Origin of the sequence: Actinacidiphila oryziradicis (assembly GCF_005047355.1) — a bacterium.
Lineage (GTDB): Bacteria > Actinomycetota > Actinomycetes > Streptomycetales > Streptomycetaceae > Actinacidiphila > Actinacidiphila oryziradicis.
In genome coordinates this window covers 43,812-66,116 of sequence record NZ_SUMC01000036.1, presented here as the reverse complement: position 1 = coordinate 66,116, position 22,305 = coordinate 43,812, and the positions used below count along the sequence as shown (strand labels likewise).

17 protein-coding genes and 1 pseudogene are annotated in these 22,305 nt (G+C 71.7%); 7 read left to right on the top strand and 11 right to left on the bottom strand.

Annotation, left to right across the window (positions count from 1 at the left end; translation table 11 throughout):
• Positions 1 to 32 precede the first annotated feature (32 nt).
• The 7 genes from FCI23_RS30845 to FCI23_RS30820 all read right to left on the bottom strand — a co-directional run bounded on the left by FCI23_RS30845 (position 33) and on the right by FCI23_RS30820 (position 8,070).
• Positions 33 to 1,589, bottom strand: coding sequence for an APC family permease (locus FCI23_RS30845; RefSeq protein WP_136727240.1), 1,557 nt, complete (start codon positions 1,587 to 1,589; stop codon positions 33 to 35).
• 139 nt (positions 1,590 to 1,728) lie between these two features.
• Entirely contained in the window at positions 1,729 to 2,700 is a 972-nt protein-coding gene (gene egtD, locus FCI23_RS30840) for an L-histidine N(alpha)-methyltransferase (RefSeq protein WP_136727239.1), read from the bottom strand.
• Positions 2,697 to 3,458 (bottom strand): ergothioneine biosynthesis protein EgtC, encoded by a 762-nt coding sequence (egtC, locus tag FCI23_RS30835; RefSeq protein ID WP_136727238.1) that lies wholly within the window; start codon positions 3,456 to 3,458, stop codon positions 2,697 to 2,699. Before egtC ends, egtD begins: the two co-directional genes overlap by 4 nt.
• A 307-nt stretch (positions 3,459 to 3,765) precedes the next feature.
• Positions 3,766 to 5,097 carry an ergothioneine biosynthesis protein EgtB gene (gene egtB / locus FCI23_RS30830; RefSeq protein ID WP_246144215.1) on the bottom strand — a complete coding sequence of 444 codons (1,332 nt, stop codon included), beginning with the start codon at positions 5,095 to 5,097 and terminating at the stop codon, positions 3,766 to 3,768.
• Positions 5,094 to 6,368 (bottom strand): ergothioneine biosynthesis glutamate--cysteine ligase EgtA, encoded by a 1,275-nt coding sequence (egtA, locus tag FCI23_RS30825; RefSeq protein WP_136727236.1) that lies wholly within the window; start codon positions 6,366 to 6,368, stop codon positions 5,094 to 5,096. The genes egtB and egtA overlap by 4 nt, the downstream gene beginning before the upstream one ends.
• A 270-nt stretch (positions 6,369 to 6,638) precedes the next feature.
• Positions 6,639 to 6,761, bottom strand: coding sequence for a DUF5709 domain-containing protein (locus FCI23_RS60295; protein WP_322973913.1), 123 nt, complete (start codon positions 6,759 to 6,761; stop codon positions 6,639 to 6,641).
• A gap of 346 nt (positions 6,762 to 7,107) precedes the next feature.
• Positions 7,108 to 8,070, bottom strand: a complete 963-nt coding sequence (locus tag FCI23_RS30820) for an aldo/keto reductase (RefSeq protein WP_136727235.1) — start codon at positions 8,068 to 8,070, stop codon at positions 7,108 to 7,110.
• A 176-nt stretch (positions 8,071 to 8,246) separates the two neighbouring features.
• Between FCI23_RS30820 and FCI23_RS30815 the strand changes: the two genes are divergently transcribed.
• From FCI23_RS30815 to FCI23_RS30785, 7 genes and pseudogenes are all read left to right on the top strand, one after another.
• Positions 8,247 to 10,937, top strand: coding sequence for an alpha/beta fold hydrolase (locus tag FCI23_RS30815; protein ID WP_136727234.1), 2,691 nt, complete (start codon positions 8,247 to 8,249; stop codon positions 10,935 to 10,937).
• Complete coding sequence (locus FCI23_RS30810; protein WP_136727233.1) at positions 10,934 to 11,854, top strand: ABC transporter permease; 921 nt, start codon at positions 10,934 to 10,936, stop codon at positions 11,852 to 11,854. The genes FCI23_RS30815 and FCI23_RS30810 overlap by 4 nt, the downstream gene beginning before the upstream one ends.
• 65 nt (positions 11,855 to 11,919) lie before the next feature.
• Positions 11,920 to 12,462, top strand: coding sequence for an AAA family ATPase (locus FCI23_RS30805; RefSeq protein WP_136727232.1), 543 nt, complete (start codon positions 11,920 to 11,922; stop codon positions 12,460 to 12,462).
• Between the two features lie 113 nt (positions 12,463 to 12,575).
• Complete coding sequence (locus tag FCI23_RS30800; protein ID WP_136727231.1) at positions 12,576 to 13,835, top strand: ROK family protein; 1,260 nt, start codon at positions 12,576 to 12,578, stop codon at positions 13,833 to 13,835.
• A 418-nt stretch (positions 13,836 to 14,253) separates the two neighbouring features.
• Positions 14,254 to 14,364, top strand: a pseudogene (locus FCI23_RS63955) (carbohydrate ABC transporter permease); the annotation flags it as partial.
• Positions 14,365 to 14,387: 23 nt separating this feature from the next.
• Positions 14,388 to 17,309, top strand: coding sequence for a glycoside hydrolase family 2 TIM barrel-domain containing protein (locus tag FCI23_RS30790; RefSeq protein ID WP_136727230.1), 2,922 nt, complete (start codon positions 14,388 to 14,390; stop codon positions 17,307 to 17,309).
• Positions 17,306 to 18,487, top strand: a complete 1,182-nt coding sequence (locus FCI23_RS30785) for an MFS transporter (RefSeq protein ID WP_246144213.1) — start codon at positions 17,306 to 17,308, stop codon at positions 18,485 to 18,487. The genes FCI23_RS30790 and FCI23_RS30785 overlap by 4 nt, the downstream gene beginning before the upstream one ends.
• A gap of 309 nt (positions 18,488 to 18,796) precedes the next feature.
• Here the strand turns inward: FCI23_RS30785 and FCI23_RS30780 are convergent, their stop codons facing one another.
• The 4 genes from FCI23_RS30780 to FCI23_RS30765 all read right to left on the bottom strand — a co-directional run bounded on the left by FCI23_RS30780 (position 18,797) and on the right by FCI23_RS30765 (position 22,301).
• Entirely contained in the window at positions 18,797 to 19,966 is a 1,170-nt protein-coding gene (locus tag FCI23_RS30780) for an MBL fold metallo-hydrolase (RefSeq protein WP_136727229.1), read from the bottom strand.
• Positions 19,967 to 20,063: 97 nt separating this feature from the next.
• Positions 20,064 to 20,906, bottom strand: a complete 843-nt coding sequence (locus tag FCI23_RS30775; RefSeq protein WP_136727228.1) for a GNAT family N-acetyltransferase — start codon at positions 20,904 to 20,906, stop codon at positions 20,064 to 20,066.
• 6 nt (positions 20,907 to 20,912) lie between these two features.
• Positions 20,913 to 21,686: a glycoside hydrolase family 25 protein gene (locus FCI23_RS30770; protein ID WP_136727227.1), complete on the bottom strand. Its 774-nt coding sequence runs from the start codon at positions 21,684 to 21,686 to the stop codon at positions 20,913 to 20,915.
• A gap of 174 nt (positions 21,687 to 21,860) precedes the next feature.
• Positions 21,861 to 22,301 carry a PPOX class F420-dependent oxidoreductase gene (locus FCI23_RS30765; RefSeq protein ID WP_136727226.1) on the bottom strand — a complete coding sequence of 147 codons (441 nt, stop codon included), beginning with the start codon at positions 22,299 to 22,301 and terminating at the stop codon, positions 21,861 to 21,863.
• Positions 22,302 to 22,305: the final 4 nt, after the last annotated feature.

Genomic DNA, 22,305 nt, shown 5'->3' with positions numbered 1-22,305 from the left:
CCGCCGGCCGGCTTTCCGGGAAAGGGAGCCGCTCAGCTCCCGGCGGCTCCGGCAGCGGCCGCCGCCTTGGCCTGGGCCCGGGTCGGGGCGCCCAGGGCCCAGAACACCACACCCATGAGGATGAACACCGCCAGCGGGACGGCCTCCGTCAGCAGATACTTCACCCGCTCGCCCTGCGTCCAGCCGTCCGGCCGGAAGTCGGCGCCGAACCAGTCGTAGAAGGCGCCCGGCGCCAGCAGCTGCACGGTCGCGAAGAGGATGAGCAGCGTCAGCACGATCGTGATCGGCCAGGCGGCGGGAGCCCGGTAGACGCGGTCCGCCTGCGGGTACTTCCGCCGCAGCACGGGCAGCGCCGGGAAGATGCCGAGGTAGCTGACGAGGGTCGTGGAGACGGCCAGTCCCAGCACGGCCCCGAAGAGCTTGCCCGTGTTACCACTGGTGAGCTGGTGGGCGAGGATCAGCACCCCGGTGGAGACCAGCCCGCTGAGCAGATTGACCCGCACCGGCGTCCCGAAGCGCTCGGAGATCACGCCGAGAGAGCGCGGCGCGGCCCCGTCGTAACCGGAGACGGCCAGCGCGCGGTCCGAGCCCATGATCCAGGTGACGCCCGAGGACAGCACCGTCAGGATGAACATCACCGCGGCCAGCCCGCCCAGGATGGTTCCCGCCCCGCTCAGGGTGACCGTGCCGTCGGCGGCGACGCTCCCGCCGTAAACGGTGAACACCTGCCGGATGGCGTCGATGAAGCCGCCGAGGCCGGTGACGGCCTTGACCGGCAGGACGAGCAGGATGCCCAGGATCGGCAGGCCGTACAGCAGCACGCTGAGCCCGGCGGCGCGGAAGATCCCGTACGGGACGTCCTTCTGCGCGTCGGTCATCTCGTCACCCGCGGTGTTGGGCAGTTCGAAGCCGACGTAGTTGAACATCAGGACGGGCACGAGGCCGACGAAGCCGGCATAGGTCGGGGAGAAGTCACCGAAGCCGAATCCGTGCAGGCCGTGTTTGATGCCGTAGATGACCACGGTGAGTGTGAAGAGCCCGAGCAGCACGAATCGGGACCAGGCCCCGGCGGTGGGTATCCACTTGCCGATGTCGAAGGAGAGGATCGCCGCGAGCACGCCCACCCAGACGAAGAGCAGGGTGAAGACATAGAAGGCGGGGGTGCTCAGATCCTTGCCGTTATTGAAGAAGGTGGTGAAGGCGGTGACCGCGGACACGGAGAGGGTGCCGCCGAGCCAGACCGGGTTGGTCACCCAGTAAAGGAAATTATTGACGGCTCCGGCCAGCCGCCCGAAAGCCCGGCTGGTCCAGATGTACGGGCCGCCCTCCTCCGCGAAGGCCGTGCCCAGCTCCGCGATGAGCAGCGCGGAGGGCACGAAGAAGACGATGGCCAGCACAATGAGCCAGGTGAACGCCTCTGCCCCGGAGGAGGCCACGGTGCCGATGGTGTCGACGCTGACGATGGTGCACAGCAGGAAGAAGAGGATGTCGAACCGGCCGAAGTGCTTGCGGAATTTGCTCCGCTCGGACTCAGCCGCCGAGACGGAACCGCTACCGTCCGCCGGAACTTTGGACAGACCAACGGACACCCGGGCCTCCTACAGGACAAGCGATGACATGTGCGGCACATAGTCCATCGCTATTCCCGCAGGTCACAAGGGTTGAATCCAATTCGAGACCAAACTCCCCGCCCAGGACATCGACGGAAACGAAGCCGAAACGTACTCGCTACGTGGCGGGGAACGCGAGCGACAGCGCGAAGCGGCCCGCCGAATCCGTCCACCAGTGGCGCAGCTCGAATCCGGCCTCCGCCAGCTCGGCCCGGATGCCTTCCTGGCGGAATTTGGCCGAGATCTCGGTGCGCAGCTCCTCCCCCTCGGCGAAATCGACGGTGAGATCCAGTGCCGGGATCTTGACCGTCAGCTCCCTGCGGGCGCGCAGCCGCATCTCGATCCACTCCTGCTCCGGGTCCCACAGCGCCACATGATCGAAGTCGGCCGGGTCGAAGTCGGCGCCGAGTTCACGGTCGATGACGGAGAGGACATTCTTGTTGAAGGCGGCGGTGACGCCCTGCGCGTCGTCGTACGCGGCGACAAGTGTGGCCTCGTCCTTCACCACATCCGTGCCGAGCAGCAGGGCGTCGCCGGGCGAGAGAAGTGACCGGACGGAGGCCAGGAACGCGGCGCGCTCGGCCGGCAGCAGATTGCCGATGGTGCCGCCCAGGAAAGCGACGAGCCTGGGCCCGGGGGTGTCGGGCAGGGCCAGGCCGTGCTGGAAGTCGGCGACGAGGGCGTGCACGGTCAGCCCCGGGTGATCGGCGATGAGCGCCTCGGCGGCGCCGGTGAGCGCGGACTCGCTGACGTCCACCGGGAGGTAGCTGAGCGGCGCGCCCAGGGCGCTCAGCAGCAGGCGGGTCTTCTCGGACGATCCCGAGCCGAGCTCGATGAGCGTGCGGGCGCCGGTGGCGCGGGCGATACCGGTGGCGTGGCTGTTCAGGATCTCGCGCTCGGCGCGGGTCGGGTAGTACTCCGGTAGCCGGGTGATCTCCTCGAACAGCTCGCTGCCGTGGGCATCGTAGAACCACTTGGGCGGCAGCCGCTTCGGGTCGTGGGTGAGGCCGTCCGCCACGTCGGCGCGGAGGGCGGCGGCGGTGGCGTCGGCCGGCAGGGTACGGGTGAGGGTGAAAGCGGTGGGGCTCATAGGCGCGGCTCCTTGAGCGGGATGAGTAGTACGCCGTCGGGGCCCGTGTCGCCGGTCAGCAGATACCGGTCGGGGACCTCGGTCCAGCGGGGGTCGTCGTCGTACGGCTCGGAGGCGACGACCAGGGAACGGCCGGGGTCGGCCAGGTACCAGAGCGTGTCGCCCCAGGCCGTGGCGGCGATCGTGCGGCCGTCGGTGAGCAGAAAGTTCAGCCGGGACCCGGGGGCGCCCGAGGCCAGCCGCCCCGTGGTGTCCGCCAGCGCCTCGCCCGGCTCGGCCCCGCCCCGGAGCCGGTGCAGGGCGAGCGCCCAGGCGAGCGCGGAGTCGCACCGCGCCTCCAGGTTCAGCAGCGCCTCGGCCGGCAGCTCCTCGGCGATCTTGGCGACCGACTCCGGCCAGCCCCGGATCGCCCCGTTGTGGCTGAACAGCCAGGGCCCGGAGGTGTACGGGGCCGCCGCCGACTCGTCGGGCGCCGTCCCCTCGGTCGCGTCCCGTACGGACGCCAGCACCGCTGACGACCTGACGACCCTCGACACGTCCGCCAGCGACGGATCCGCCCAGATCGGCCCCGCCCGCCGGTACCTGGCCGGTACCGGGTCGCCGTCCGCGTACCAGCCGACCCCGAAGCCGTCGGCATTGACCGTGCCATGGCGCTGCCTGCGCGGCGCCCACGACTGCCGGTAGAGCGAGTGCGGCTGCCCGCCGATGATCTCCCGCAGCGGCGCGGACGGCCCCAGGTATGCCAGGTGCCGGCACATCAGCGCCTCCCGCGCCGGGTGCGCAGTCCCGGCCGTTTTGCGGTGCCCGGCGGCACCTTCCCGGACCGCCGCTCGCCACCAGCCGGGCCATCGCCAGGGACCCCGGGCCCGAGCCCGGCGGCCACCGGTTGCGGCCGGCTCGAATCCGCCGGACCACGCCGCCCCGGCTCCCACCGCCGCGGCGGACCGGAAGAGCCCGGAGCACCAACCACCGCACCCTCGCCGAACGCACCCATGCCGGGCACAGGCACGGAAGAACAGCCCGCGGGCACCCGGCGTGGACCGGTCGGGGCGCTGGGGCGGGTCCTCATGCGGCCTCCGGGGAAGCGTCGCGGGCGGTGCGGAAGCCGGAGAAGATCTGGCGGCGGATGGGGAGGTCCCAGTTGCGGAAGGTGCCGCGGCAGGCGACGGGGTCGACGGCGAAGGAGCCGCCGCGCAGGACCTTGTGGCCGGGGCCGTAGAAGACCTCGGAGTACTCCCGGTAAGGGAAGGCGGCGAAGCCTGGGTAGGGCAGGAAATCGCTCGCGGTCCATTCCCAGACGTCGCCGATGAGCTGGCGGACACCGAGCGCGGAGGCGCCGGCGGGGTAGCTGCCGGCGGGGGCGGGCTGGAGGTGGCGCTGGCCGAGGTTGGCGTGGTCGGGCGTGGGGTCGGTGTCGCCCCACGGATAGCGGCGGGATCGGCCGGTGGCGGGGTCGTGGCGGGCGGCCTTCTCCCATTCGGCTTCGGTCGGGAGCCGGCGGCCGGCCCAGCGGGCGTAGGCGTCGGCCTCGTACCAGTTGACGTGGAGCACCGGCTCGTCCGGCGGTACGGGCTCGGTGACACCGAAGCGACGGCGCAGCCACTGGCCGCCCTCGCGGGTCCAGAACTGCGGCGCGGCCAGGCTGTGCTCACGCAGATTGGCCCAGCCTTCGGGGGCCCACCAACGGGGGTCGGTGTAGCCGCCGTCCGCTATGAAGTTCAGGTACTCGCCGTTGCTGACCGGGACGGTGTCGATGAAGAAGCCGGGGACGTCGCGGGCGTGGGCGGGGCGTTCGTTGTCCAGGGCCCAGGGCTCCGCCGAGGTGCCCATGGTGAACGGGCCGCCGGGCACAAGGACCTCACCCGGGAGCAGGGCGGCGTCGCCGGGAGCCGGCGGGGGTGCGGCCGCGGTGAGGGCGGCGGGGCCGCGGCGCAGCTGGTGGGTGATGAGCATGGTTTCGTCGTGCTGCTGCTCGTGCTGGGCGATCATGCCGAAGGCGAAGCCCGCGTCGGTGAGGGGGCTGCCGTGCAGCGGGGCGCGTTCCAGGACGTCCAGGACCCGGCCGCGTACCTCGGCGGCGTAGGAATGGGCCTCGGTGGACGACAGCAGCGGGAGGGACGGCCGCTCGGCGCGGGAATGCTCGAAGGCGTCGTAGATCGGATCGATGTCGGGGCGCATGGCCTCGCGTCCGGCAACGGCGCGGAGCAGCCACTGCTCCTCCTGGTTGCCGATGTGGGCGAGGTCCCAGACGAGGGGCGACATCAGCGGGGAGTGCTGAGCGGTGAGGTCGTGGTCCTCGACGCAGGTGGTGAGGGCCCGGGTGCGGTCACGGGCGGTGAGCAGCGCGGCCAGGGCGCGCTGCCGGAGTGCCTCGGTGTCGGTCGCGGGAGCCGTCATACGAGGGGGCCCTTCCATGAGAGGTGATCGAGCATGTCGTCGGCAGGACATCGCCCGCGTAGGACGTAGCGTTCGGTGAAGTCGGCGACCGCCGCCTGGACGGCGGTGCTCGCGCCGAGCCGGGGCAGTGCTTCCTGGGCCGCGGTGAAGCAGGTCACGGCGGTTGCTCGGAGTTCGGGGTCGTCCAGGCCGTGGCGGGCGGCGCCGCGCCACAGTGGATTGCACGGCGCGGGGCTCGGGCCCGCGGTCTCGGCGAGCGGCTTGACGGCACGGTAGGCGGTCTCGCTGGCGTTCGCGTCGTCGAACAGCGCGGCGGTGACCGCCAGCGGCACGGTCCAGCCGTCGGGGCCGGGCTGGGCGTCCATCATCCGCAGTTCCAGGTGGCCGTGCGGCCGGACCGGCGGGAAGAGCGTGGTCAGGTGATAGTCGAGGTCGGCGGTGGTGGGGGGCCGGGGTGCTCCGGTCCGTATCCACTCGCGGAAGGACAGGGCTTCGGGGACGGCCCAGGGCCCGGTGTCGTCCCGTATGCACAGCACCGGTGCTTCCATGGCGTACGCGGCCCAGGCGGCCCGCGGGTCGCGGTCTGCGGCGGGGGCCAGGTTGCGCCCCGGATCCATGGAGGCCCACACGGCCTGCCGGGTGGACTTCCAGCCGGTGAGGCGGCCGTCCTGGAGCGGCGAGTTGGCGAACGCCGCCACCAGCACCGCGCCCAGCAGGTGGGCCAGCAGCCAGCGCCGCTGCTGGCCGAAGGGGCCCGGCTCCTCTGTGCCGGCGTCCAGACAGACCTGGACGGACGCGCTGCTGCTCATCATGACCCGGCCGATGGGCCAGTCACGGTCGTAGTACCGCTCCATCGCGGCATAACGCGGCAGGTCGAGCAGGCGGCGCGGACTGTGCCACGGATCGATGCCGTGGCCCGCGAGGCCCAGCCCGTGCTCGCGCAGACGCTGCCGGACGGCGTCCAGGTCGGCGGTGAGGGATTCCACGCACTGGCTGATGGAACTGGCGGGGAGCGAGCTGAGCTCCAGCTGCCCGCCGGGCTCCAAGGTGAGAAGGGAGCCCAGAGAGAGGTTTCGCAGCGCCTCGACGGCGGCGGTGTGCCTGCCCTCGTCGACGGGTCGTGCGGGGTCTTCGAGATCGTGGACGAACCATTCGAGCTCCACTCCCAGGAGCCGGGGTGGACCGGTTTTGAAGCAGACCCCGTGGACATGGGCTTCTGCCGCTGTTTCGCTGATCGGCTCGGTTGTCTCCGTACGCTGGCTGCCGGGCATGACCGGGACCTCCCGTGGACGTGTGGCGCGGGGTCCGCGCGGCGGGCTGCCGTGCGGTGTCCGTTCCACCTAAGCCGCTGGGCGGGGAGCGCTCAAGGGTGCGTCGCCAGGCTCTTCTCCAGCATGCCCGCGCCCCGGAAGCTCCGCATGTCCAGCGCTCGGAACGTGTACCCAGCTGACACACGCCGTACTCCCCCGGAGATCGCAGCCGTCCCCGGCGCCCCCTCTTCCCGCAGATGGGGGTCCCCGGGGCGCGCCGGGGCACCGTGGTCAGCCGTTCCAGCCGGCCGGTTCCTCCGGGTCGGGAACGACGTGGACGGCCGCTTCCTCGGCCGAGGCCGCGGCTCCGTCGATAGAGCGCTCAAACTCGGCCATGACATCACCTGTCCTCATCGCGGTATTGCCGTTCCGTCCCTTCGCGTACCCGCCACGGCGGCCCGAAACGGGCCGGCGTCAGAGGCCGCGGCGGCGGCCGGATGGGACCGCAGTGCGGTGGCCGCCTCGGGAGCAGCGGGAACAACCTGCGCTGCTTGCCGGTTCAACTACATGCGGGTGACGGTGGAGGGACAGTGTCCCCGGGCCTCAACAATTGCCTGCGGGGAAGATCGTTCGGCTGAAGCCCCGCAGTGCCTGCCGCCGAGAGGCGACCACCTTCACCGCGCCCGCACCCCCAAGCCGGCCCTGGCCAGGTGTCCCCCGTCCTGGCCAGGGCCTTCGAGAAATTCCCGCCGGGGCAGGCCTATGTCCAGGGCAGGGCCGCCCGGTACCGCCAGTAGTCGGACGCGGGCTCGGCGAGGGCCGCCAGCAGGCCGAGCTGGTCGGCGTCGAGGCGTACGGCGGAGGCGGCGAGGTTGCTGGCGAGCTGCCCGGCCGTGGCAGCGCCGGAGAGGACGATGTCGGCCCAGGGCCGGTGGAGGACGGCGGCGAGGGCGAGGGCGTCAGGGGTGGCGCCGGTGTCGGCGGCGAGGCGGTCCAGGACGGGGGAACCCGGCTGGGCGAGTCGGCCGTTGGCCATGGCCTCCTTGACGATGACGGAGCAGCCCGCGTCGTGCGCCTCGGCGAGCGCGGCGCCCGCGGAGGGCTCCAGCAGGTTGTAGGTGGACTGGACGCTGGAGAAGAGCGGGATGCCGTCCACGGTGACCGCCAGCGCGGCGCGGATGGCGGCCGGCTGCTCCGGACCGCTGGTGGACAGGCCGATGGTGACCCCCTCGGCGGCGAGGTCGGCGAGCCGGTCGTGGAGCGCACGGTCGGTGAGGGCGGGACTGTCCGGAGTGACGGAATGGATCTGGTAAAGATCGAGGCGCTCGCCCAGAAGCTCCCGGGTCTCGGCGACCTGACGGTCGTAGGTGGCCGTGCTGTGGTCCTTGACCTCGTGCACCTCGGCGTCGGGGCGCCAGTCGGCGGTGTATGTGTAGCCCCATTTGCTGCCGATCACTACGTCGCGGATCTCCGGGCGGCCCCGCAGCCACTCGGCCAGGAACTCCTCGGACCTGCCGTAGGAGCGGGCCGCGTCGAAATAGCGCACGCCCTGGGCGTAGGCCGCGTCGAGCACCTCGTGGGCACGCTCCCGCATCGCCTCGACCGTCCGCTCGGCGGGCAGGTCCGTCTTCCGGCTGAGGTTGATGTAGCCGGGGCGGCCCACCGCGGCGAGGCCGAGCCCGATTCGGGTGATCGGGGCGGCGGCGAGACGTCTCAATGGCACGGTCGGATTTCCTCCTGGTCGCTGGGGCAGGGACTGCCGGGAGTGCCGGAACGGCGGCGGCATCGTCACCGTACTCCCGGCGCAGTACGCGGATACCGTGCCCCGGGGTGACGTTCGGGTGATCGCCATAAGGCAGAGTAGGAGGCACTTCTCTCCGCGATTTGAGGATCTACCGCATGCGACTGGCCCTGCGCAGGCCCCGGCTCGCCGCCGGGGCAGCCGCGATCGTCGCGCTGGCCGGTATCGGCGTCGTGTCGGTCGCCGCCGCCGACAGCCCGGCTCCCGTCCACCAATCGGACCAGATGTTCTCCATGCCCCAGTCACCGGGCAGCAAGGAACAGGTGCGGATCGACACCTCGTACTTCACCTCCGGAGGCTCCGGCAGGCGCCCGGCTGTGCTGCTCGCACACGGCTTCGGCGGCAGCAAGGACGACATGAAGGGCGAGGCCGAGCAGCTGGCACGTGACGGCTACGCGGTGATGACCTGGTCGGCGCGCGGTTTCGGCCGCTCCGGCGGGGAGACCTCACTGAACGCGCCGGACCGCGAGGTCGCGGACGTCCGGCGGCTGATCGACTGGCTCGGCAGGCGCAGTGACGTCACGCAGGACGGGCCGGACGACCCCCGGGTCGGCATCGCGGGCGGCTCGTACGGCGGCGCGATCTCGCTGCTCACCGCCGGGTACGACAAGCGGGTCGACGCGATAGCCCCGCAGATCACCTGGTGGAATCTGGCCGACTCACTCTTCCCGCAGAGCGCGCAGGGGCAGCCGGCCGACTCCGGCGTCTTCAAGAAGCTGTGGGCCGCGATCTTCTTCACCACCAGTACGACCTCGAAGAACGGTTCCGCCTGCGGCCGGTTCACCGCCGAGCTGTGCGGGGTGTACCAGCGGGCCGCCGTCTCCGGGAAGGCGGACGCCGCGACCGTGAAGCTGCTGGAGAAGTCCAGCCCGTCCTCGGTCGCGAGCCGGATCAAGGTGCCGACCCTGGTCGTCCAGGGCCAGAACGACTCGCTCTTCCCGCTCGGCCAGGGCGACGCCATCGCCCGCGCCGTCGCCGCCAACGGAGCGCCCGTCTCCGTCGACTGGTCCTCCGGCGGCCACGACGGCGGCGACCAGGAGACAACGCGGCTGGACTCCCGTACGGTCGCGTGGTTCGACCGCTACCTCAAGGGCGACAAATCCGCCGACACCGGCCCGGCCTTCCGGGTCACCCGCACCGGCGGCGTCGACACCACCAAGGGCATCGCGGTCCAGCGCGGCGCGAGCGCCGCCCGGTACCCCGGTCTGGACGGCACCAAGGAGCGGGACATCCCGCTGAGCGGTCGCGCGCAGACCGTGTCCAACCCGGCCGGCGGTTCACCGCCGGCGATTTCCACCGTCCCCGGCGTCAGTGCGCTTTCCCAGCTCAGCAGCCTCGGCCAAAGCTTCTCCGTGGACTTCCCCGGCCAGCACGCCGTCTTCGACTCCGCGCCGCTGAAGACCTCACTGCAGCTCACCGGCGCACCCCGGACCCGCATCACCGTCCAGACAGACACGCCCGGGGGCGCGGTGCTCTTCGCCAAGGTGTACGACGTCGCACCCGGCGGCAGCGAGACACTCCCCCACCAGCTGGTCGCCCCACTGCGGATCAGCGGCACCGGCACCATCACACTCCCCGCCCTGGATCACGAATTCGCCGCCGGGCACCGGCTGAGGCTCGTCCTTGCCACCACCGATCTCGCCTACTCCTCCCCCGCCGCCCCGGCCACGTACAAAATCTCCCTCCCGGCCGGTACCGCGCTCACCGTGCCCACGGACACTGCGCTCAGCACCGCACAGGCGGGCCTGCCGGCCTGGGCCTGGGGACTGCCGCTGGGTGCCCTGGCACTCGCCGCCGCCCTGCTGCTCACCGGCCGCCGCCGCACGGGCCGGTCCGGCTCCGGCTCCTACGACGCGGAGCTCGCGGCCGTCCCGCTGGAGATCTCCGGGCTCTCCAAGCGCTACCACGGGGCCGCCGACCGCTACGCGGTGCGGGATCTTTCGTTCCGCGTCGAACGCGGCCAGGTGCTCGGCCTGCTCGGCCCCAACGGCGCCGGCAAGACCACCACCATGCGCATGCTCATGGGCCTGATCCGGCCCGACGCCGGGACGATCCGGATCTTCGGCCACGCGATCCGGCCCGGCGCGCCCGTCCTGTCCCGAGTCGGGGCGTTCGTGGAGGGCGCGGGCTCTTTGCCGCACCTCACCGGGCGGGCGAACCTGGACCTCTACTGGCGCGCCACCGGCCGTCCGGCCGAGGACTCCCACGTCGAGGAGGCGCTGACGATCGCCGGCCTCGGCGAGGCCCTGGACCGCGCGGTCCGTACCTACTCCCAGGGCATGCGGCAGCGGCTCGCCATCGCCCAGGCCATGCTCGGCATGCCCGACCTGCTCATCCTCGACGAGCCGACCAACGGCCTCGACCCGCCGCAGATCCGCGAGATGCGCGCCGTCGTGACCCGGTACGCGGCGACCGGCCGCACCGTCATCGTCTCCAGTCACCTGCTGTCGGAGGTCGAGCAGAGCTGCACGCATCTCGTGGTGATGGACAAGGGCCGGCTCATCGCCGCCGGGCCGGTCGCTGAGATCTCCGGCGGTGGCGACGCGCTCTTCGTCGGTGCGCCCACCGCGGCCGTCGCCGACCTGGAGGCCACCGCCGCCAAGGTCGCGGCACTGCCCGGCGTCGGCTCGGCCGTACCCGCGGAAGGCGGGCTGCTCCTCCGCCTTGAGGGCATGCCGGTGCCCGAACTGCTCGCGGAGCTGCTCCGGCTCGACGTACCCGTGGAGCGGATCGGCCCGCACCGCCGCCTCGAGGACGCTTTCCTCACCCTGATCGGAGGCCCGGCATGACCGCCACCACCACCGGTACCGCCCCGGCGGACCCCGGCACCGCACCGGACCCCGGTACCGCGCCGGACTCCGGCACCGCTGCCGCGCCCGGCTACCGGCCCCGCCGCACGCTTCCGCTGCGGGTGGAGGCGGTGCGGCAGCTGCTGCGCCGCCGCACCCTGATCGCCTTCGCCGTGATGCTGCTGCTGCCGGTGGTCGTCTGGGCCGCCTTCGCCATCGGCGGCACCCCGAGCAGCCGCGATACCGGGCCGACCCTCATCGACGTCGCGACCGGATCGGGGCTGAACTTCTCCCTCGCCGTCCTCTTCGTCGCCTCCGGGTTCCTGCTGACCATCCCCGTCGCCCTCTTCTTCGGCGACACGATCGCCTCCGAGGCCAGCTGGTCGTCCCTGCGGTATCTGCTGGCGGCTCCGGTACCCCGGGACAGGCTGCTGGCCAGCAAACTCCTGGTCTCGCTCGGCTTCAGCGCCGCCGCCGTACTGGCGCTGCCGACCGTCGCCCTGGGCGTGGGCACGATCGCCTACGGCTGGCACGACCTGCAACTGACCACGGCCGGCAGCCTTCCGGCGGGTACGGCGGTGCAACGGCTGGCCATCATCGCCGTCTATGTCTTCGTCAGCCAGCTCGCCGTCGCCGGCTTCGCCTTCTGGCTCTCGACGGCCACCGACGCCCCACTCGGCGCCGTCGGCGGTGCGGTCGGCGTCGCCATCCTGTCCAACATCCTGGACGCCATCACCGCGCTGGGGTCCTTGCAGGACGTGCTCCCGACGCACTTCCAGTACGCCTGGGCGGACGCGCTTCAGCCGCACCTGGAGTGGGCCGGGATGCTCCAGGGCACTTCCGTGGCCGTGTCGTTCGCCATTGTCTTCTTCGCCCTGGCGTTCCGCGGCTTCCGGAAGAAGGACATCGTGTCCTGAGGCGAGGGCTTCCCCGGCGGTAGTTCGTCATGAACTTCCGGGCATCCGGGCGTTATGGTCGCCGCATGCTAGCCGTTCTGGTCAACGGGCTCCCCGGGGCCGGCAAGACAACCTTGGCGAGGGCTCTGGCCAACGAGTTGGAACTGCCACTGTTCAGCAAGGACGCGGTGAAGGAGACCCTGGCGGACACCATGGCCGCCCTCCGGCCCGCGGGCAGCACCGCCCGCGAGTGGAGCCGCGTCCTCGGTATCGCCGCCGCCGAGACGCTGTGGACCCTGCTGGCCGACGCCCCCGTCGGCGCGGTGCTGGAGAGCCCGTGGCTGGCGCATCTACGGCCCGTCGCCGCCGCGGGCCTGCGGCGCGCCGGCGCCTGCGGGGTGCACGAGGTGTGGTGCGAGGTGCCGCTGGAGACCGCCCGCCGCCGCTTCCAGGAACGGGCGCCCGGCAGGCACAGCGTGCACGCCGAAGGCACGCTCTTCTTCGAGGAGGAATGGCGGTTCTGGGCAGGGGTGGCCGAGCCGCTCGGGCTGGGGGCCGTGCACCGGGTGGACACCACCCGGCCGGTGGACGTGGCGGCGCTGGCAGCCCGGATCGCCGACGCCTCCTGACTCCCGGGGACTTTCAATAGTGCTTTTCCTAAGGGGTTGTCCAACGTCTGGGCAAAGCAATAGCCTTGCCGGTCATCAGGGGTGGCACGACGTGGGACGGAGGGGGCTGCGCCATGAAGCGGACGTCCCGGGACATACGTACGGCCAATCGCTACGGAGTACTGCGGCACATCGTCGCCGAGTCCCCCGTCAGCCGGCAGGAACTCGCCGCCGCGACCGGGCTGAGCCTGGCGACCGTCGCCAATCTCGTCGGCGAGCTGCTGGAGCTGGGGCTGCTGCTCGAGGTCGGCTACGAGGACTCCGACGGCGGCCGGCCGCGCGGCCTGGTCGCGGTGAACGCCGATGGCGGGGCGCTGATCGGGGTGGACGTCGCCGAGACATACATCCACGTCGAGCTTTTCGACCTCACGCTCACGGTGGTCGCCCGCGCCGAGGAGGAACTCCGTCCGGGCGAGAACGAACCGGCGCAGGCCGTGGCCCATATCGCCTCGGCCGTGGCGAGCGTTGTCGCGCAGGCCGCAATCCCCACGACGCGGGTGCTCGGGGTCGGGATCAGCATGCCCGGGATGGTGGACCCCGAGGGCGGGGTGTCGGTCTTCGCGCCCAACTGGGACTGGCACGACGTGCCGTTGCTGAGCCTGCTGGCCGAGCACATCCCGTACCGCCTGTACCTGGACAACCCGCTGCGTGCCTGCACCATAGCCGAGCTGTGGTTCGGCGCCGCACGCGGCCATGACGACGTCGTGGTCGTCAACCTCGGTACCGGAGTGGGCGCCGGGATCGCGCTCGGCGGCGCCCTGCACCGGGGGGTGACCAACAGCGCGGGCGAGTGGGGCCACACCACCCTCGTCCTGGACGGGCGGCTCTGCCACTGCGGGAACCACGGCTGCGTGGAGACGTATGTCGGCGCCCCCGGCATTATGCAGAACCTCCGGGAACTGGCTCCCGAGAGCCCGCTGCTCCACCCCGGCGACCAGACCGCGACCATCGCCGCGCTGGCCGACGGGGTGCGGACGGGCGACCCGGTGGCGGTGAAGGTGGTCCGCGACACCGCCCGCTATCTGGGTGCCGCCGTCGCCGATCTCGTCAACCTCCTCAATCCGGAGATGATCGTGCTCAGCAGCTGGGTGGCGAGCAATCTCGGGCCGCCGCTGCTCGCCGAGGTCCGCGAGGCGGTCGCCCGGCACGCACTGCGCCGCCCGCTGGCGAGCACGGAGATCGTGCTGTGCCCGATCTCGTCCAACCCCGTGAGCCTCGGCGCGGCGACCTTGGCTCTCGAAGGGTCGCTCGCGTCGGTGGGACAGAAATCCCAGATCACCCAGAAGACAGCACGCCGCACCACCACGACGGCAAGGACCCGCAGCACACCTTAGGACGCGACTCCTCGGCCGCGCAGACCGCCTCCTGCCCGGCGGCAGGCGGCCAGGCCTGGTCGTACGACGCCCGGGGCCGCCTCACCGACGGCGACGGCGGCTGCCTGGCAGCCGCCGGCACGGCGAACGGCGCGGCCGCCGGCCGTCTGCGCCGGCACCGCCTTGATGCGATGGCAGACCAGTGCCAGCGGCCAGACGTCAACGAGAAGACCGGCAAATGCCTCGACGCCAGCGACTGAGGCACCGCTGACGGCACCCCGGTGATCCTCTGGACCTGCGGCGGGGGCGGCAACCAGTCCTGGCGTCGGCAGTCCGCGGGACAACCGCCGTTCGCAGCCCGGTCGTTCGAGCCGCCGAACGACCGGGCCCGCTCCCGAGAGGCCGTCAAAGTCCCTCCCCTCTGGCTTCGTCTACGCTCCACGAACTGTTCACCGCCTCCGCCGTATCGATCCTTCCGCTCGTGTTCGTCTTCGCCTTCCTCCAGCGGTGGCTGGTGCAGGGTGTGGCACAGACTGGCATCAAAGGCTGACCGTCCCGTATTCCAGGAGATCCATGACCCGCGAACAACCCCTCGCCCTGCCCTACTACGAAGACCCCGCCCCCGGCACCGGAGCCCTGCCACCGCGCGCCTGGTACCCGGCTTCCGACGCGGCACGGCTGAGTCTGAACGGCCGGTGGGGATTCCGCCTGGCGCCGGCCGCGCAGGCCGAGGACGAGTCCTTCGCCCGGCCGGACTTCGACGCCGCGCACTGGGAGACCCTGCCGGTGCCAGCGCACTGGGTGCTGCACGGCCATGGCGCGCCCGCGTACACCAACACCCTCTACCCCTTCCCGGTGGAGCCCCCGTACGTCCCCACCGAGAACCCGACCGGCGACCACCGGTTCACCTTCGACCTCCCCGGGGACTGGCCGGGCGGCGGCGACGCGGCACTGCGCTTCGACGGCATCGAATCCGCCGCCAAGATCTGGCTCAACGGCGAGGAACTGGGCGTCTTCAAGGGCAGCCGGCTGCCCGCCGAGTACTCCGTCGGGCATCTGCTGCGGCCGGAGGGCAATGTGCTGGCCGTCCGGGTGCACCAGTGGTCGGCCGCCAGCTATCTGGAGGACCAGGACCAGTGGTGGCTGCCGGGCATCTTCCGCGATGTCACCCTGCTGCACCGGCCGGAGGAGGCGGCCGGGGACTTCTTCGTGCACGCGGACTACGACCACCGCACCGGCGAGGGCACCCTGCTGGTGGATTCGAACCACGGTAGCCGGATCACCGTCCCGGAGCTGGGCCTGGACATCGCCGCGGGCGAGGCGGCGAGCATCGCCGTGGAGCCGTGGACGGCGGAGACGCCGCGCCTGTACGAGGCCGAGCTGGCCACCGCGGGCGAGCGCGTCCCGTTGCGGATCGGCTTCCGTACGATCGTGATCGAGGACGGCGTCCTCAAGGTCAACGGCAGACGGATCCTCTTCCGCGGCGTCAACCGCCATGAGTTCCACCCCGAACACGGCCGGGCGGTGGACCTGGCGACCATGCGCGCCGATCTGCTGCTGATGAAGCAGCACAACATCAACGCGGTGCGCACCAGCCACTACCCGCCGCACCCCGCCTTCCTCGGCCTCTGCGACGAGCTGGGCCTGTGGGTCATCGACGAGTGCGACCTGGAGACCCATGGCTTCGTCAAGCTGGAGGACTGGCGCGGTAACCCCGCCGACGACGACCGCTGGACCCCCGCGCTGCTCGACCGTGCCGCGCGGATGGTCGAGCGCGACAAGAACCACCCCGCCATCGTGATCTGGTCGCTCGGCAACGAGTGCGGCACCGGTCGCGGCCTGACCGCCATGGCCCAGTGGATCCGGGCCCGCGACCCGCACCGCCCCATCCATTACGAGGGCGACAGGACCTGCGCCGACACCGACATCTACTCCCGCATGTACGCCGACCACGCCGAGGTCGAACTCATCGGCCGCCGCGAGGAGACCCCGTTGGAGGACCCCGCGCTGGACGCCAAACGGCGCGCGATGCCCTTCATCCTGTGCGAGTACGCCCATGCCATGGGCAACGGGCCCGGCGGACTCAGCGAGTACCAGCGGCTGTTCGAGACCCATGAGCGCCTCCAGGGCGGCTTCGTCTGGGAGTGGATCGACCACGGCATCGCGCAACGCATCGCCGACGGCACGCCGTACTTCGCATACGGCGGCGACTTCGGCGAGGAGTTGCACGACGGCAATTTCGTCTGCGACGGGCTGCTCTTCCCCGACCGCACGCCGTCCCCCGGCCTCATCGAGTACAAGAAGGTGATCGAGCCGGTCCGCATCGAGGGCGACCCGGGATCCGGCACCGTCCGGATCACCAACGGCCATGACTTCGCGGACCTGTCACATCTGGCCTTCGGCTGGGCCTACGAGGCGGAGGACGGCACCGTCGCCGAGGGCGCCCTGGCTGTGCCGCCGCTCGCCCCCGGCGAGTCCACCGAGCTGAAGCTGCCCTCACCGGCGCACACGCACGGCGGCGAGGCATGGTGGACCGTACGGGCCGTGCTGGCCGCCGACACGGCCTGGGCGGCGGCCGGGCACGAGGTGGCCTGGGCACAGCTGGCCGCCGTCCGCCCGGAACCGCCCGCCCCGCAGCCGCCCGCCGCCCCGCGCCGGGGCGAGGGCGGGGTGCTGGTCCTCGGGCCCGGAACCTTCGACGCGGCGACGGGCGAGCTGCGTCACCTGCGCGGTTTCCAGGTCACCGGCCCCCGGCTGGACGTCTGGCGGGCCCCGACCGACAATGACGTCGCAGCCCTCTCACCGGCCGGGAGACAGCCCGCGCTGCTCTGGCGCAAGCTGGGCCTGCACCGGATGCGGCACCGGATCGCCGGGGTCGAGATGTCCGGCGACGCGCTGACCGTCACCACCCGCGTCGCGCCCGCCGCCAGCGACCTCGCACTGCGCACCGTGTACCGCTGGACCGCGACCGACGACCGGCTGCGACTGACCGTCGACGTCACCCCCGAGGGCGACTGGAAGGTCCCGCTCCCCCGGCTCGGCGTCCGACTCGGGCTGCCCGGCAGCCTCGGCGACGCCGCGTGGTACGGCGGCGGCCCCGGTGAGGCATACCCCGACACCCGGGCCGCCTCCCGCATCGGCCGCTACACCGCTACGGTCGACGCGCTGCAGACCCCGTACGTCCGCCCGCAGGAGAACGGCGCCCGCGCCGATGTGCGGTGGGCACACCTGCGTGGCGAGGACGGCGCCGGCATCCGGATCGACGGCGAGCCCGCCTTCTGGTTCACCGCCCGGCGCTGGACCACCGAACAGCTCGACGCCGCCGGCCACACCCCAGGCCTGGTGCCCGGCGAGCGGATCTGGCTCAACCTCGACCACGGCCAGCAGGGCATCGGCAGCGCGTCCTGCGGGCCCGGCATCCTGCCCCGGTACCGGCTGGACGCCGCCCCGGCCTCCTTCTCCTTCACCTTCTCCGTCCCGGACAACGGTCAGTGACGACCCTCGCCGAAGCCCCCACGACCGGCCGCCTCTTCTCGCGGCCGGCCGTGGCCGCGTCCTGCGTCGGCTTCATACTCATCGGCGCCCTGCAAGCCCTCTACGGCCCCGCCATCCCGGCCCTCCGGCATGACTACGGCCTCTCCCCCGCGCTGGCCGGGCTCGGGCTCAGCGCCCACTTCATCGGCGGCGTCGCCGGAGTGCTCTCCTTCAACGCCATCCACGGCCGCATCGGCAACCGGGCCCTGCTCACCCTCTCGTACGGGCTGATGGCGGCCGGATCCGCCGCCTTCGCCCTCGCCCCCAACTGGCCCTCCGCCCTCGCCGCGGCCCTTCTCACCGGGCTGGGCTTCGGCGGCATCGACTACGGCCTCAACCAGCTCTTCGCCGTCGGCTTCGGTGACCGCAGCCCCGCCATGCTGAACATCCTGAACGCCCACTTCGGCATCGGCGCCGTCGCCGGACCCGCGCTGCTCGCGGTACTGGGCACCGACCGCTACCCGTACGCCTTCGGCGCGTTCGCCGTGCTCGCCGCGTCGCTGGCGCTGTGCACACGCGGTGTGCGTACGAATCGCGATCCCGTCGCAGCGCCTTCGGCCACTTCCTCCGCTTCCTCCGCCGGCCGGGTTCCGCTGCCGCCCCTCCTCTTCGGCTTCATCCTCCTCTACGTCCTGCACGTGGGCGTCGAGGCCGGGGTCGGCGGCTGGGAGCCGACGCACCTTGAGTCGCTGGGGCGCTCGGCGACCCTCGCCGCCTCCGCCACATCCGTGTACTGGCTGATGATGACCATCGGGCGCTTCCTCATCGTGCCTCTGACGCTTCGCTGGTCGGCGGAGCGGATCATCACCGTCTGCTGCGCCGGCATGACCGCCTGCCTCGCGCCGGCCACCGTCCCTGCCCTGGCCCCTTACGCCTACGCCGGGGTCGGGCTCTTCATCGCCCCCATCTTCCCGACCGGCCTCCCCTGGCTCACTCGCGCCGTGCCCACCGCCCGCCGCGCCGGCGCCTGGGTCATCGCCGCCTCCATGATCGGCGGCGTCGCCGCCCCACCCGCCCTGGGCCAGGGCATCGAGTGGACCAGCGTCACCGCCGTTCCGCTCATGCTTCTCGCCCTGTCGGCGGCCAGCCTGGCCACAACCCTCTGGCTCACCCGCACCGCCACCCGGCCGCCCGGCTGAGGCACCGTCCGGCCGCCCCCACACCGCTACAGCCGAGCGGACTGGCTCCGCCTCGAACACCTGACCGCCTGCGGCGGGCTACGCCTGCGGCGCCTGGCCGGCCGCCAGCGGCCGAGCGCCATCGGAAGCTACCAGCCTGTGGGGACCCGCCACTCCCGCCATTACCACTGAGGGCAGGCCTGGTCGACCGCGATCGACTCCCGCAGCCACCGATGGCGCGCAACCACCCAGTGGGAGACCCGCACCTACCGACGGAGCCGCACGGGTGGGCGGGCGGGAAACACCACCCGCTATGCCAGCCGCAGGCGGCTACGCATTGGCCGTGTCCGGCTGCTCGTCGCTGATCGGCGGCCATACCGTGCCGGCGGGGACGGCGGCGATTCCCCGCCACCAGGGGTCGAGCGGGAGTCCGGCGGCGGGCTCGAAGGGCTCGCCCGGGCGGGGGACGGCGAGCGGGGCGCCGGCTTGGCGGGCGGCGGCGACGGTGCCTTCGGCAGGCTCTTCCCAGGGGTGCAGGGCGAGGTTGAAGGTGCCCCAGTGAATGGGGAGCATGATGCCGGCGGGGGCGCCGCCCTGGAGATCGAGGTGGGCGCGCATGCCCTCGGCGGGGGTCATGTGAATGTCGGGCCAGAATTCACCGTAAGCGCCGATCTGGATCATCGTGGCATCGAAGGGCCCGTAGGAGGAGCCGATGTCGGCGAAGCCGGGGAAATATCCGGTGTCGCCGCTGTGGAAGACCCGGTGCTCGGGCCCGGCGACGACCCAGGAGGCCCAGAGGGTGTGCTGGGTGTTGCGCAGCCCTCGGCCGCAGAAGTGCCGGGCGGGGGTGGCGGTGAGGGTGAGGCCGGCCACGTCGGTGGATTCGTTCCAGTCGAGCTCGGTCGTACGGTCCTCGGGCACGCCCCAGCGGTCGAGGTGGGCGCCCACGCCGAGCGGGACGACGAAACGGGTACCGGTGCCGGCCAGGGCGCGGATGGTCGGCATGTCGAGGTGGTCGTAGTGGTCGTGCGAGATGACGATCGCGTCCACCGGGCCCAGGTCCGCCAGCGGAACCGGCACGGGGTGCAGCCTCTTGGGCCCGGCGAAGGAGAACGGTGAGCAGCGCTCGCCCCACACCGGGTCGATGAGCACCCGGCGCCCGTCGATCTCGACGAGCACGGAGGAATGGCCCATCCAGGTCAGCCTCAGCCCGGAGGCGGGAGGCTCGGCGAGCTCGGCGAGGGTCTTCGCGTAAAGCGGGACGGGGCCGGACGGGGCCCGGCGGGCACGCTCCGCCTTGCTGAGGTAGGAGGAGGCCATTTTCATCAGGGCGCCCGAGGACGGGGTCACCCGCGCGGTCACCGGGTTCGTGAACACGCCGTCGGCGAAGTTCGGCGACCGCCGGATCCGCTCCATACGGTCTCCGGAGGGGTCCGCGCCGAAGGCGGCGGGGCGCAGTGCGGCGAAGAGGCGGGAGCGCTTCGGGCTGGAGCCGGTCACGGCACCTCCTGGATGCTGAAGGATCGCATACGTATGCAGATTTAGTATGTACAGCAACAACTCCCACGACCGGCATTCCGGTTCCGGGTCCCAGGACCTAAGTGAAGATCACAACGGTGCGGTCGTCCACCGGGCGGTAGCCCAGGCGCTGGTAGAGGGCGTTGCTGGTGGGATTGGCGAGGTCGGTGAAGAGCAGTACCTCATCGGCACCGGCGTCGAGGGCCGCCTGGCTGACGGCGGCGGTGGCGGCGCCCGCGTAGCCGTGGCCACGTAACCCAGGTGGAGTATAGACGGGGGCGACCCGTACCGATCGCGCGATGAGCCGGCTGGCTCCGGCCATGGCCACGGGTTGGCCGCCGGCCTCCCAGAGTGTGAGGCCGCCGTGCGTGATGCGGTCGTCGACAGAGTCCGCGTGGTTGCCCCTGGGCGACCGGAGGGCGTCGGCGAAGGCGTCGTACCAGCGGACGAGCAGTTCTCGGTCGGCGGGTCCCGCCACTCTGGCGCGCCCCAGAGGCGCGGGGCGTACCGGCGTCAGCTCGCCGAGCCGGTAGAGCCGCTGGCGCTGGGCGATCCGGGCCCCGGCGCCGGTGCGGGCCTGCCAGGCGGCGGTGAACGCCTCGGCGGTGCGGTCTTCCGCGGCGATGCCCGGCAGCGGCTGAGCCGCGTCCCAGGTCCCGGCCAGGGCCACTGCCGCCGCTTCGGGCACGGTCCCGAGGTTGACGTGGTACGGCGGAGTCTGCATGAACGCGCCGCCGACGGCACCGTCGATCCCGGTCCACCAGCCGAAGAGCGGTGGCTCGTTCCCATAAGCGGTGAGGCCACGAGTACGGAGCTGGTCCGTGAGGGTGAGAAGTACGGTGTTCTGCGCCGGCCGCGCACGGAGGAAGCCGCCCGCTGCCGCGAGAAAGGCGTCGAGGTCGCCGGTGATGTTCCAGGCCATTGGCTGCTACTTGTCCTGGCGGACGGGCCGACGCCCGCCGACCGCTGTGCTGAATTCCGCCCATCGGGCAGTACCCGCGCCCCGCACCGGGGCCTGGTCCAGCGTCTTGCCCAGGCTGGTGCATATGGGCACGTCGTCCTCCTCGGCGGCGGCGGAGCCCGCCCAGGCACGCAGCTCGTCGGATGTCAGGTAGCAGATGGACCGGTCGAGGGGGCTCGAGGTGAACTGCCAGAACAGCGGCGTCCGGCCGGAGGGGCTGGGGCGGGTGGCAGCCTCGGCCTCGGCGTAGGAGGGCGAGCCGCTCCAGGGGTAGGCGGGATACCACAGGGGCGCGTCGGCGGGCGCGTGGCCCTTGGCGATGTCGTCGCCGGAGGTGTAGATGCCGACCCGCCGGTCTGGGTAGGCCTCCTGGACCAGCGCGATCCAGCGTTCGGCCCAGGCGGCGATCTGGGCGTTGGTGCGGCCCGCGTAGTTGGTGCCGTCGGATCTGGGTTCCAGGTCGAGCCAGTGGATGAAGCCGTCACCGGCGTACGCCTTCACCGCGGCGATGTAGTTGGCGGCCTCGGTGGCGACATCCTGGTTCGGCCAGGCGAAGTGGTAGGCGCCGGGGATGAGTCCGGCGTTCTTGATGCCGGTGATGTGGGTCTTGAAGTGCGTGTCGCGCGTGTGCTCGCCTTCGCTGGCCTTGGCGAAGGCGAAGACCACGCCTTCGGCCTTGCGCGCGTCCCAGTCCTGTACGCCCTGATAGACGGAGAGGTCGATTCCGCGGCAGGTACTCATGTACCGCCCCCGTTCGGCGTTGTCCGTTTTCTTGCGCTTCCATGGTGGCAAACCAGCGGCGGGCGCTGCGACCAGGTTTTGCGGATCTGCTCAGCTTCTCCTTCTCCTATTCGGTTCCGTTCGGACATGTTCGGACCCGAATACCCGAATACCCGAATACCCGAATGGCTCCGCTCAGGTCCGGGCCTGGCCGTAGACGCGGTCCACATGCAGTCGCAGGACGAGCCGCTGGTCCTCGACCATGGCACGGCGGTAGTCGTCCCAGTCGGGGTGCTCCCCCTGGACGTCGCGGTAGAGGGTGATGAGTTCCTCGACAGTGGCGTCGTGCGGGTCGGCGGCGACGGGGGTGAGTTCGGCGGTGCCCTCGGCGACGGCGTAGGACCAACGGTCCGGGGTGGTGACGTGGTAGGTGGCGCGCGGGTCGCGGCGGAGGTTCCTGGTCTTGGCGCGGGAATCCGTGATGGAGACCCGGATGATCCGCTCCTTGGGGTAGTACACGTGCGTTACGTTCGACAGCTGGGGCCGGCCGTCACCTTTGAGGGTGACCAGTACGCCGCCCTTGGTGTCGGCCAGCAGTTGGAGCAGGGCGTCCTGGAGTGCGTCGGTGTCCGTCATGGCT